At 49.1% G+C, this 12507-nt stretch carries 9 protein-coding genes and 2 pseudogenes; 5 read left to right on the top strand and 6 right to left on the bottom strand.

From position 1 onward, the window contains the following. The 6 genes and pseudogenes from BN93_RS06970 to BN93_RS18560 form a co-directional block, all read right to left on the bottom strand. The coding region (locus tag BN93_RS06970) for a Mur ligase family protein (protein WP_044260057.1) at nucleotides 1-782 on the bottom strand (782 nt) is incomplete at its 3' end. An 82-nt stretch (nucleotides 783-864) separates the two neighbouring features. After that, a pseudogene (locus tag BN93_RS06975) lies at nucleotides 865-3031 on the bottom strand (penicillin-binding protein). Next, nucleotides 3028-3642: an FtsL-like putative cell division protein gene (locus BN93_RS16715; RefSeq protein ID WP_019187623.1), complete on the bottom strand. Its 615-nt coding sequence runs from the start codon at nucleotides 3640-3642 to the stop codon at nucleotides 3028-3030. Before BN93_RS16715 ends, BN93_RS06975 begins: the two are co-directional and overlap by 4 nt. Beyond that, entirely contained in the window at nucleotides 3639-4598 is a 960-nt protein-coding gene (rsmH, locus tag BN93_RS06985) for a 16S rRNA (cytosine(1402)-N(4))-methyltransferase RsmH (RefSeq protein WP_019187624.1), read from the bottom strand. The genes BN93_RS16715 and rsmH overlap by 4 nt, the downstream gene beginning before the upstream one ends. Continuing rightward, nucleotides 4595-5056 carry a division/cell wall cluster transcriptional repressor MraZ gene (mraZ, locus tag BN93_RS06990; protein ID WP_019187625.1) on the bottom strand — a complete coding sequence of 154 codons (462 nt, stop codon included), beginning with the start codon at nucleotides 5054-5056 and terminating at the stop codon, nucleotides 4595-4597. Before mraZ ends, rsmH begins: the two co-directional genes overlap by 4 nt. A 347-nt stretch (nucleotides 5057-5403) precedes the next feature. Then, nucleotides 5404-5582: pseudogene (locus BN93_RS18560) on the bottom strand (IS982 family transposase); the annotation flags it as partial. Between the two features lie 35 nt (nucleotides 5583-5617). On the opposite strand from BN93_RS18560, the gene BN93_RS06995 reads away from it, so the two are divergent. The 5 genes from BN93_RS06995 to BN93_RS07020 form a co-directional block, all read left to right on the top strand. Continuing rightward, complete coding sequence (locus tag BN93_RS06995; protein WP_019187626.1) at nucleotides 5618-6208, top strand: hypothetical protein; 591 nt, start codon at nucleotides 5618-5620, stop codon at nucleotides 6206-6208. A gap of 339 nt (nucleotides 6209-6547) precedes the next feature. Beyond that, the gene (locus BN93_RS07000) at nucleotides 6548-6754 is read left to right on the top strand and encodes a hypothetical protein (RefSeq protein WP_019187627.1); all 207 of its coding nucleotides are present in this window, start codon (nucleotides 6548-6550) and stop codon (nucleotides 6752-6754) included. 1288 nt (nucleotides 6755-8042) lie between these two features. Continuing rightward, nucleotides 8043-8642, top strand: a complete 600-nt coding sequence (locus BN93_RS07005; RefSeq protein WP_019187629.1) for an NUDIX hydrolase — start codon at nucleotides 8043-8045, stop codon at nucleotides 8640-8642. A gap of 1127 nt (nucleotides 8643-9769) precedes the next feature. Continuing rightward, entirely contained in the window at nucleotides 9770-11377 is a 1608-nt protein-coding gene (locus tag BN93_RS07015; RefSeq protein WP_019187632.1) for a hypothetical protein, read from the top strand. Beyond that, nucleotides 11377-12507 (top strand): S8 family serine peptidase (locus tag BN93_RS07020; protein WP_157462771.1); only part of this gene is annotated, 1131 nt, incomplete at its 3' end. The genes BN93_RS07015 and BN93_RS07020, both read left to right, overlap by 1 nt.

Genomic DNA, 12507 nt, shown 5'->3' on the forward strand with positions numbered 1-12507 from the left:
ATGCTCCGCGTAGAATAGGTCTTCACCGTGGCGCGCGTGTTCTGAACCATCACCATTCCGTTCTTATCGTCGGCATTGGTAATGGCAAACGCCTGCTTGGGCAACATGTCGAAGAAGGCTTTCTTGGCATTGCGATAGTTCTCGAAGGTTTTGTGATAGTCCAGATGGTCGCGTGTGAGGTTCGAGAACACGCCGCCAGCGAAAGTCAATCCGCCAATGCGCTTTTGCGCAATGGCATGCGAACTGCACTCCATAAACACATATTCGCACCCCGCCTCCACCATCCGATGCAGCAAGGCGTTAAGCGCGATGGGGTCCGGTGTGGTATGGTCGGCAGGTATGGCCTCGTCTTCGATGTAGTTGCACACCGTGGAGAGCAGTCCGCAACGATGCCCGAACTTCCTGAACATATCGTATAATAAGGTGGCGATGGTGGTTTTGCCGTTCGTTCCCGTTACGCCCACCAGTTTCAACTTCTTCGAAGGCTCGCCGTAGAACAGCGTTGCCACGGGGCCAACGGCGTCTTCGGTGCTCTCCACCTGCACAAACGTAACGCCTTGGGGCAGCTCGGCCGGCATCGTTTCGCACAACACGGCCACCGCACCTTGCGCCACGGCCTTGTCGATAAACGCGTGTCCGTCTACCTGCGTGCCCTTAATGGCCACGAAGAGGTGGCCCGGTCCAACCTTTCGCGAATCAATGTCCACACCGGTTATCTGCACTTCGGCGTTGCCCACCACGCTTAGGGGTTTCACGTTTTTTAGAATACTACTAAGTGTCATTGTCGTTATTGTTTTGTTTCGCCAACGAAAGGGGTGCGCACATCGCATGCCTCGCGCCCCTCTCCGTGGCCGTATATATTGCTTATCCTTCCAGAACCAGTTCGCACTTCATGCCCATTTTGAGCGGCGTACCCGGTTCTATGCTCTGCTTAACCACCTTGCCGCGACCCACGAGCCTTACTTTCACGCCTCGACTTTCCACCAGATACACGGCATCGCGTGCACCCATGCCATGCACATTGGGCATTTGCGAACGCACAAACTGCCTTGTTCTTTTCAGCGATACGGCTTTTCCGCCTTCGATGGTGGCTTGCCCCCAAATGGGTTTCGTGTTGGCATCGCCCGCTTTCCAGTCTACAAAGGTCTTTACGCCAAGGTGCGACAGCACATAGTCGGCCGCCAGAACATTGCCCGACTTCACTTCGGGATAGAGTATCGACGAGCTGTCGCGAGCATCGCGGGCATCCAGCTTGATGTCTTTGGCCATGATGCCCTCGGCTATGTTCCTAAAAACAGGGCCGCACATCAGTCCACCCGATGCGGGGATGCCCGTCTTCTGTATGCAGACGATGCAACTGTATCGCGGAGCATCGGCCGGAAAGTAGCCGGCAAAGCTTAGCAGATAGTCTACGCTACCGCTTTTATAGCCTGCCGCACCCTTAGACATTTGCGCCGTGCCCGTTTTGCCGGCCACCTGAAAGAGGTTCGAGCCGGCTTTCTTAGCCAACCCTTGGCTCACCACCTTGCGCAGCACATCTTGTATCAGCTTTATCGTGCGGGGTTTGCATATCTGTTCGTAGCCCTTCATCGGCTCTGGGGGGAAGTCCATGATGGTAACGCCATCCTTCATCACCTTTTTAACAAAACGCGGACGCATCAGCTTGCCGCCGTTGGCTATGGCGTTATAGAAAGCCAGCATCGAGATGGGCGGCACCTGCGTTTCGTAGCCGATGCTCATCCACGGCAGGGCCGTGTTGCTCCAATTCACCCATTGTCCGTTGGGGGCTTTCTTGGGCATGCGAATCTTTGCCGGCGACGAGCCTACGAGGGGTATTTGAAAGTCTAACCCAAGCCCCAGGCGGTATATGCCGCGCACAAACCGCTCGGGATTGTTGTGATAAAATTGGTCGATTACCCGACTCACACCGATGTTGGAGCTCACTTCGAGCGAACGCGACACCGACAGCACGCCATATCCACCGCGCCGCCAGTTGTGGTCGCGCATCTCTCGGCCATACATGGGCCACGTTCCGCCACCCGTGTTCACCTGATATGCGGTGTCTACCACGCCGTCGTCTATGGCCGTCATGATGCTGGCCACCTTAAACACCGAGCCAGGTTCCAGCAAATCGCTCACGGCATGGTTCTTCAATTCGCGGTATTCGCCGTCCTGACAGCGTTCCATGTTAACGATGGCCTTCACGTCGCCCGTGGCCACTTCCATCACAATCACCACGCCCACCCTTGCGCTAATCTCCTTCATCTCTTCGAGAAGCGAGCGTTCGGCCAAGTCTTGCATGCCCACGTCGATGGTGGTAACGATATCGGCGCCATCAATTGGGGGGCGTGTCCAGGATGTCGAGGAACCTGTTGAGCACCTTACGGCGATGGATAATGCCGTTAGAGCCGCGCAAGATTGAGTCGTACGACAGTTCCAAACCAAAGCGCGCCGTATCTTTTGCGCCATACATGTCGCCCACGGTGCGCCCTGCCAACGAGCCATACGGACGTTGGCGCGCGTTAAATTCTTCGGTATGGAAACCGCTCTTATACTTCGACAGGTTGAATACGGGCAGCATGCGCACCTCGGTATAGGTGTTATAGTCCACGCGCCTGTCCAACAACAGCCAATGCCTGCTTTGCTTGTTACGCCCTTCTTCCAGGTGGTGCCTGAAACTTGCGGCCGACTTTTCGGGGAAGAGGGCATGCAGGCCCTGACAAATGGAGTCGAGTTTCACCTCCCACAGCGAGTCGTTCTTGGCCTCGCGCAGGGCATTGAAGTCCATATACAGCTTATATTCGGGCAACGACGAGGCCATCAGTTGCTCGTCGCAGCTCAATATGTTCCCGCGCATGGGCTTAACGCTCACGCTGTCTTTCTTCTGACGGTCGGCCACGGCCATCCAATAGTCGCGCTTAGCCATCATGATATAAAGCGTCTTGCCAATCACCGCAATGGCCACCATCGTCATCAAAATGGTGATGAAGGTGTAGCGCGGCATGATTTTCTTCGACTCGAACTTGCTCATTCTTCGGGAACGTTTATTATATATGGTGGTTGGTCGGGCATGTGCAATGTCGTGTCGTTGCTTTCGCGCAGCAACCTCAGCACATGGCTCTCCCTACTCTTCTCGGTTATTTGGCTATTGCTCGACAGCGACTTGTACTTGGCGTCTTGCAACTCTTTCGTCAGCTGGTCTATCTCGATGAGATACTGTTGGCAGCTGTACCTGTTGGCGATATACACAAAGATGAAAGCCGTGATAAGCAGCAACAACCATATCTGCTTGCGTATGGTTGATGTGTTGAGGATGTCGCCACCAATGATTTTCATGAAGGTGAGGTTCGATGTCAATGGTGCATCGCTCTCGGTGGCTTGTTCCATAATGGCCTCTTTCAGCGTGGGCAGCTCATCGGTTGCGGTGTCTTTTGTTTCGGTCTCATCCTCGTTTGTGCGCTCGCGCCCGCCCGTTTTGTCTCCGTTTGGGCGTTTCTCTCCTTTCGCGACCGCTTTCTTTGCGGCCTCGCTCTCTCGCTTGGCTATGTTCTTCAATGTCTCCACAGGGTCTGGTCCCTCGTTCGGCTGTTCCACTGTAAACCGAAGGTCGGGTTCGCCCGTGTTCATGTCTTTGTCTTTCATCTCTTTTCTGCAATTCTAAGTTTTGCACTTCGGCTCCGCGGGTTGCGCAGTTGCTCATCGTCTGTGGGCACAATCACCTTATTGTTCACCAACGCGAATGGCGTTTGCGCCCGCCCGAAGAAGTCTTGAGATAGTTTTCCTTCCACATTTCCCGTCTTCATAAAGTTTTTCACCATGCGGTCTTCCAGGCTGTGGTAGGTTATTACGCTCAGTCGCCCACCTTTTCCCAGCCATTGTGCTGCGGCTTGCAGCATCTCTTTGAGGGCGTTCATTTCGTTGTTCACCTCGATGCGCAGGGCTTGGAAAAGCTTGGCCATCTCCTTTTTTTCGCGTTCGCGCTTAAAGAAAGGCTCCACAATGGCCGCAAACTGCTGTGTGGTTTGCACGGCGGCTTTGGCTCGTGCCTTTACAATGGCCGAGGCTATGCGCCGCGATTGGCGTATCTCGCCATAAAGGAAAAACACATCGGCCAACCTCTCTTCGTCGTAGGTGTTCAGCACCTGCGCGGCGGTTAAGGTGGCGTTCTTGTTCATTCGCATGTCGAGCGGGGCATCGAAACGGAAGGAGAAACCGCGTTCTTGGTCGTCGAAATGGTGCGACGATACGCCCAAGTCGGCCAATATGCCGTCAACATGGTCTACGCCGTAGTAGCGCATCCAGTTGTCTAGGTATCTAAAATTGCTCCGCACAAAGGTAAACCGCTCGTCGTTGGCCAGTGGTTGTTGCCCGTCGGGAGATTCGCGGCGCGTGTTTTCTTCGGCATCCGCATCTTGGTCGAAACTGAAAAGGCGCGCCGTACGGTCCATTTTGGAAAGTATATGGCGCGTATGTCCGCCGCCGCCAAAGGTTACGTCTACATAAACGCCGCCTTCAACGATGTTCAATGCGCCTACGCTCTCGTCAAGGAGCACCGGCACATGATATCCTTGGGCTGTAATGATGTTGTCGTTGTTCATTGGTTTTCTCCTTCCGGCATTGCCATGATGGCCTCAACGGCCGGTCCGAAGTCGTGGGCAGCCACAAAAGGCTGTTGCGTATTGGCCTCGCTCCAAATCTCTATGGTGTCGCCCATGCCCAAGAAACGAATGCTTTGGCTTATCTGAGCCATCGCCATATAACGTTTCGGGATGAGGAAACGCCCGTTTCCATCGAGCGTAACGAGTTCCACATCAGACACGAACTGCCTGAAAAGCTGTTGGTGGGCGGCGTTCCAACGCGACAGTCGGTTGCGTAGCGCATCCATCTGTTCGTTCCAAACGCTTTCTGGGTAAAGCACCAAACAAGGCTGGTGCAGGTCTTTGCAAAGCACAAGACTTTCTTCGCCCGATGCTTGCAGCACCTTGCGGAAAGCGACGGGCAAGAACACCCTTCCCTTCGCGTCTGTCTTTGCTTCTGTGTTACCCAAGAACCGCATTCTTTTCTATTAGATGGAAACTACCGCCAAAGTTAATCATTTTTCCCCATCTTCCCCCACTTTTCTCCACAAAATGTGCTAATTGCGAAAGAAGAATTATGTTAAAAGAGAATTTCCAAGGTGTTGTTATCTCCGTTCATTGGACTTGAAAAGTTAGCATTTATAGGGACATACACGGTTAATACTGCTAGAAAGCATCGCATTTTTAGAATTTATAGGTGGGCAAGATTGTCCAATAGCACTAAATACATAGTTGCATTGAAGGCTTGAAAGGCTTAAAGAGCCAAGAACGACAGAGGAGCCAAGCACATCAAACCTGCCTAAACGACCCCAAAAAGCGAGAATATAACCGAGCCACAGCGAGGAATGTTGGCATATTCGTTGACAAGTTTTCAGAGAATTGCTTGTATATCTCAATGATTTTGACGAATTTTGTGTAAAGGTTGTGCATATCTTGGTTTGAACTTAACAGTCTAAACACTACCAAGTTGCTAAAAACCAGCGATATGTAAATCCTCTTAATCACGTTAATCTATTTAATTCCACCAAGCAAATTTAGATATGAGATGTGTTATTATTTTATCTTTCTTGGCCCTATGCGCATGTAAAGCTACTTCAAAGAAAGCATTTGGCCCTGAGCAAATGCCAACTTATTCAAAACAAGCGGCAAAGCCTTCTTGTGTAGAAGAACGTATTAACCGGCAATTCATATCATTAACCAATAAGAGCCACCTGGTGAAGAGCAATGATACATTGCCATACGATAAACGTATTGACATAAAGACCGTGAAATACAATCGGATAGAAAGTAAGTTGTTGAAAGGTGCTTCAGCGTTTATTTGTGATGGAGGAAACAAACTAAGATACCTACCTTTACCCAATAAAGGAAACGTGTCTTTGATCTTAGTACCAATGGACTGCGGGGATTTTGACTATCGTTTTTATTTGTTGACAATAAAGAATAATACCATTATATCAGACCTTTATGTTGAAGGCATTTGGTATGAACCAGGTGGCCCTGAGTTGGAGGAGGTTACATCCTTCAAAATTGATAAGAACTTTTCTGTTAAGGTTAAGACTACATCATTGGGGTCTCCGCAGAAAGTTAGGAATTATATAATTAGGAATGATGGTAAAATTATCAAAAAGTAAAAACTTAGAATGGTGAATTCGTTGGCGAGATTAATTAAGTACGCGCTTAACTAATTCTGCCAACAGATACACTCACGACACAATAAACTCACGAACTTACAAAGAAGACGTCTTAACTATTTCCTCATTGCATGTGGCAAAACATGGCTATGCCTCAAAAAGGTAGTCTGGTGGGAGTTCTTTCAATACGTTCCTTACAAGTTGAAAGCATCTTCCCCGTGGCATATAATGAGGAGAAAGCAAGGAGGACTTCTTTATGTTTCTTATGTTCTTATGTCAAAATGGACGTGTTTATGTCAAAACCCGAAAGATGAACGTTTTCGTTAAGCCAAATGAACAATGTCGGGCTTGCCCGAACATTGTCATGGCGAGAAAACGCACTTTTCGAGGGACGAGAGAAGAACGTTTTCGTTAAGCCAAATGAACAATGTCGGGCTTGCCCGAACATTGTCATGGCGAGAAAACGCACTTTTCGAGGGACGAGAGAAGAACGATTACCCCGTTTACTTATCCACTTGTCTTCTTGTTAACCTGCCCATTCGCTAATACGCCAGCTGATGTAAACTATTCGGTAAAAAATTTAACATCATGAGTGCCCTTTTTGTCCACCAACGGCCCACCTTGCCGCAAAAAATCGACTCTTGCGAAGGTTTGTTTTGATGCAAAAAGGGGGTAGTGTGCGAATGCTGCAAAATGTATTTTTATTTAAAAACGCCACCATCTGCACCACATTTGGGGCTATTTACCGCTAAATGCAAGGTAAAATGGTGCAAAACGCAGTGTGTTTTGGTGCTAAACGCAGTGCGTTTTGGTGCTAAATGCAGTGCGTTTTGGTGCTAAACGCAAGGTAAAATGGTGCAAAACGCAGTGCAAAATGCCGCTAAATGCAAGGCGAAAAGCATAAATATCCACCGCAATGGTATAAACAAAACCTTCTAAAACCACGAAACACATGGCCGAAAAGGGTAAAATAGGCGTTAAAAAGGGGGATTTTAGGGTATAAAAGGGGACATTTGGGCCTGAAAAATCATGAGCCTACCACCAAACTAGAGAGACAAAAAGGTGCAAAATGCAGCTGTTTTCTTAAAAGCAGACAAGGGAAGGGGCGTGAAAGGGATGAAAATGGTGTCTTTTTAGCCACTTTATGGCCAATGTTTACGCTAGAACAACATGAAAATTAGAAGGTGCTTGTAAAATAAAAATAATGATTTTAAGATTTTTGGATGAGGAGATTTTGAGATGAGGAGCAGACGAGTTGATGAGTTTTTGAATTATGTTTATTCTGGGGTTTGTGGGTTCCTGAGTTGATGAGCAAACGAGTTGATGAGTTTTTGAGTTTTGCTTATTTTGGGGTTGGTGAGTTTGTGCGTTGGTGAACAGACGAATTGATAAGTTTTTGAGTTTGTTTTTGCGGAGGTTGTGCGTTTTGTTTTTGGGGAGGTTGTGCGTTTGTGCGTTGATGAGTTCTCGCGTTTTTGAGATGGTGGGTTATTGAGTTGACGAGTTTGCAAGTTGAGGAGACTATAAGCAGATGAGTTCTTGAGCCTGTGAATTGACGAGTTGATGCCTGCGAGAGTTGTTGAGCTATCTCGTGCTTGCCTACCCGCGAGTAGCCTTTTGTTCCCGCGCTATGTATATAAAGAGGAGTGCTCATCTTGTGTTGGCAGCTCAAATTTAGACCCATTAAAGGTAAACACGGCATCAATAAAAGTTGAAAATGCCTTTTCGGAACGAATGTTTTAGGAATTGACAGAAATCAAAAAACGCACGAAAGCTTGCCAAATTCGCAACTTTTTCGTAATATTGCAAACGAATAACAAAACGCTTTTAGGATATGCACCCATTAGAGAAGTTTAGATATTGCCCCTGCTGCGGCAGCTCGCGCTTTGAAGAGAACACTGAAAAGAGCAAGGTTTGCAAGAGTTGCGGTTTCGAATATTTTCTCAATCCCAGCAGTGCCAACGTGGCTTTCATCGTTAATGCCAAAGGCGAACTACTTGTTGAACGCCGCAAAGAAGACCCGGGGAAAGGCACACTCGACCTGCCCGGCGGCTTTTCGGACACCAACGAAACGGCCGAAGAAGGCGTGCGCCGCGAGGTGAAAGAAGAAACGGGGCTCACCGTAACCAATTGCCAATACCTGTTTAGCCAACCAAACGTTTACCGCTACGCTGGATTTGACGTGCATACGCTCGACCTGTTTTTCCGCTGCGAGGTGGAAGACGAGAGCCAACTGCAAGCCATGGACGATGCCGCCGAGTGTTTCTGGCTCGCTCCCGAAGACATCCACACCGAGGAATTCGGCCTGCGCTCCGTTCGCCAAGGGCTTTACGAGTTTCTTAAATATGTGGAGGCAAAGAAGGCCGAGAGCAAAGGCGAACCCTCGAAATGGAAAAACTGCCTGCCATTTAGAAAGGAAGAGAAAGCTGAATAAGGTAAGCGACAGGCCGACGGCCAGGCACTTGACCACCCCTTTTATTGGTATTGCAAGCATTTGTGTTTAAAACACTACCTGCAACATGGCGGCTACAAACATCGTACAAACGGCGTTGTAGCCACATCGCAAGTGGCGTTGCACACACGCAACGGGGGCTTGTTAACTGCCACAGGGGGCAGGGAGGCGCACCGCAAGGGGCTCGCAACATCACAACTAGCAACCGGTAGCCCCGCCAAAAGCCGTACAAAGCCCACGCATGGCCTGCAACTTGTTGGCAACAGCCCGCCTACGCCCAACTTATTATACAAAGAAACCAACACATCTCTTTGTCCCCCACCCCACTTCCAAGGGGCTGTCGCCCCACCATAGGTTAACCTACCCATCAGGAAAACAGAAGAAAACCTGAACTCAACGACACCATTTTATAATCAAACCAAATTGGGCATGAAACGCGCGTTCCACTCATAGGCAAAGCAAGCGGCCGATAATGATTGGCACAGAACAAAATTTCACGCTCCCAACTACCGCGTAGCGTTTGACCACACAAAGAACCACCGCATGAAGACCACCATCACCGACCTGCCCTTCATACGGCTAGACAACACCTCATCTTTTTAATGTCGGTTGACTATAATCCCCCCTCTTCCACTTATAGCACCATTAAATTCCAAGACAGCACCCACGCTTTGCTTGCGTCTTACCAAACTACCAAAGTGAAAGAGCATACCATTCTTACTCTTACAAAAAACACAAATATCCGCCTCAATCAATCGCAAAAAGAAACAAAAAGATAGCTAAACGTCAACAATATGCTTTCTTCACCCCTTAAAACGAATAAAAAACGCTGGAATGTAACATTACGTACACTTTTCAAACAAATATCATACAGAAAAGACAATGTCAGCAACAAAATTGCAAAAAAGTTCAGCTTTAAAGGGGTTTTCTACACATTATTCACTAACTTTACCGCCGTGTTAGGAACGATTATGGTAGATTGAAGCAGCTCAACCCACCACGAATGTCCTGTAACACAGACAGAGTTGGGCGCGCCAACCGCCTAACCATTGGAAATTTCGTATCAACCAAACAACAACAATCGCTGCATTTTTTTATGTTTTGAGCCTATGAAGAAGTTCTACTCGTTTCTTTTAGGAACAATTTTAGTTATGGTTTCGTCGGCCGCTTATGCCGACAGCAACATCAAGATAAACGTTGATGATGCCAGCCGAGTGAGTATTAAGGTTAACGGCGTTGCGATAAACAACCTTGTTAACGGAGATAACAACATCCCGATTACCGCAAGTGGCTCGTTTGAAGTGAAGGCTACAGACGGGAACTGCCTGGTAGACGTGGTAAAGAAAACCGCCAAGGGAGACACAAAACAGAACATTTACAGCATGACCAGCTGCTACGTCTACGTCAACCTGCCCGACGACAATGGGTGTACCATCAACATCACCACCAACACCTTCGCCAAATTACGCACAGCTTCGTGCACCGTTAAGGTAGACAATGCGGCAAAAGTGAAGATGCAACGCTCTGGAACATTTACGGACGTGGCGCTAAAAAATGGCGACAACACCATTCATTGGATTCCCGACGTGGAGAAAGAAATTGTCATCAGCACAGTATCATACACGGCCGCACCGCTTTACAGCATCGTGGTAGACGGATTGCAACTGCCCAAAGGCAACACATCCTACACAGTTAAGCCCAAAGACGGCGGACTGATCGACATCACCGCAAACTATCCCGACAAAGACTGCCGCGTTAAATTCGCATTCAACACCGAAGAAGCCAAGGGTGTTGTAAGCAGCGTTACCGTAGACGGCAAGCCCGTAACCAACTACACCGACCCCAATTTCTCGGTAAAGGCCGGCTCAAGGCTCTCCATCACGTTCAACACCACCACCCACGCCATCGATGCGGTGAAGGTGAACGGAACGCCAAACACCATATACGGCAGCCTGAACCTCACGATTACCGACGACATGAACATCGACATAGCCGCACATAAGCTTGGAAAGGTAAAGGCCATGTTCTATATAGACCATGCCGAAAACATCATCTTATACCAAGGATGGGACTACAACCAAAACCACATTGCTCTACAAGACGGCATGAACACCATCGAACTGCCCGAAACGAACTGCGTGGTTAAGGTGAGAGCCAAAAACGGATGCAAGATTAAAGTGCTAAGGCTGAACGGCAAGCAATATACGAACAACATCGACGGCGTGTACGAAATAACGCTGAAAAACGGAATGAACATCGGCGTTGAGACTTCGGCACCCAAACGCGACAAAACGGCTACGGTGTTTATAGACAGCAAACAACTGGCCGACCGCTTCTTCTACTTCAACCGACAAGACCGAACGGAAGTACAACTGAACAACGGAGAGAACACCATCAAATTCGGTGAAGACGACAACCCCTTCACACTGGCCTTCGACGGAAACGACCTGAGCAAACTTAAAGTGCGGCTCAACGGAAAAGAAGTTGAAGCAACGGGCGGAGGAGGACACACCTACGAACTTGAATTTGCTAACGGCGACCGCCTTGAAATATGGTTCAACGGGATTTCCACCAACGGCATTGCCAACCCAGCCGCAGCCAACAAAACCAACAAGCGCGTGGTTTACCGACTCGACGGAACGCGCGTTGATGAACAAAAGAACCTTCCAAAAGGGCTATATATCATTAACGGAAAGAAAATTTTTATCAACAAGTAATGAAGCGAACATTTCTCACTACCATTTGTGCTGGCCTCCTATTGGGAGGCTATGCACAGTCGAAAATCGACTTGCAAAGCCAAGTTACGTTGAAAGAAGAGCTTAATTTTAAAATTCCACGTTACAACCCACAAACCAGAAGCATCGGTAAGGGCAACGCTAACCCCCAACGAACGATTGGCATGATTGAGTTTGACGGGAAGGAGGCTCTTGGAACTCTTGCCGAAAACAATGTGAGCGTACTTCGGGTAAAAGGCAACATCGCCATCGTTAGCATGCCGCTAAATGGCGTTGAACGCATCGCCGAACTGAAATGCGTACGCAGAATACAACTGTCGCGGCCTGTTGCGCAGAAAATGGACCGCGTTAGAGAGGCCGTTGGCGTAAACAAAATACACCAAGGCGTTGGCCTGCCGCAAGCCTATACGGGCAAAGGAGTGGTTACGGGCATCGTAGACGGAGGCATCGATCCCAACAACATCAACTTTCTTAAACCCGACGGAACCACACGATACGGTTATGTTAGCAGGCTGTACACCAGCAGTGCAGGCAAAGACGGGTTCATCTGGGAGAGCTATTTCCCCAAAGAGCAGTTGCCCGAAATAGCCAAACACAAGAAATCGATGGACAACGTGTTTGCCATTGAAGACTTTGAAACCGACAACAGAGGGCAGTTTCATGGCACCCACACCACCGGAATTATGGCCGGAGGATATAAGGGAAAGGCCACCGTTGCCGTTACCAAGGACAACAAGACCTCGAAAAACGTCGAGATGCCCAATCCCTATTACGGAATAGCAACGGAATCGGAGTTGGTGGCTTCGTGCGGAGATCTGCGCGACGTGTTCATCGCACTGGGCATAGACGACGTTTACCAATACGCCCGCCTATCAGGGCCGCAGGCCAAGCCCTGTGTCATCAACCTCTCGTTAGGCAGCAACCTGGGCTCGCACGACAGCACTAGCGTGATGAACCGCTACTTAGCCGGCTGCACAGACAGTGCCATCATCTGCGTGGCAGCAGGCAACGAGGCCAACTATCCCGTGGCACTGAACAAGACTTTCACCCAAACCGACAACAAGCTGCAAACCTTCATCCGCCCAATGGCAGAAGGAAAACAACACATAGGA

Origin of the sequence: Prevotella conceptionensis 9403948, assembly GCF_000312305.1 — a bacterium.
In the GTDB taxonomy this organism is placed as follows: domain Bacteria; phylum Bacteroidota; class Bacteroidia; order Bacteroidales; family Bacteroidaceae; genus Prevotella; species Prevotella conceptionensis.

Bases quoted from the DNA above. Each gene is read 5' to 3' on its own strand.
- BN93_RS16715 (WP_019187623.1), bottom strand. From the start codon at position 3,642: ATGAAAGACAAAGACATGAACACGGGCGAACCCGACCTTCGGTTTACA.
- rsmH (WP_019187624.1), bottom strand. From the start codon at position 4,598: ATGAACAACGACAACATCATTACAGCCCAAGGATATCATGTGCCGGTG.
- mraZ (WP_019187625.1), bottom strand. From the start codon at position 5,056: ATGCGGTTCTTGGGTAACACAGAAGCAAAGACAGACGCGAAGGGAAGG.
- BN93_RS06995 (WP_019187626.1), top strand. From the start codon at position 5,618: ATGAGATGTGTTATTATTTTATCTTTCTTGGCCCTATGCGCATGTAAA.
- BN93_RS07000 (WP_019187627.1), top strand. From the start codon at position 6,548: ATGTCGGGCTTGCCCGAACATTGTCATGGCGAGAAAACGCACTTTTCG.
- BN93_RS07005 (WP_019187629.1), top strand. From the start codon at position 8,043: ATGCACCCATTAGAGAAGTTTAGATATTGCCCCTGCTGCGGCAGCTCG.
- BN93_RS07015 (WP_019187632.1), top strand. From the start codon at position 9,770: ATGAAGAAGTTCTACTCGTTTCTTTTAGGAACAATTTTAGTTATGGTT.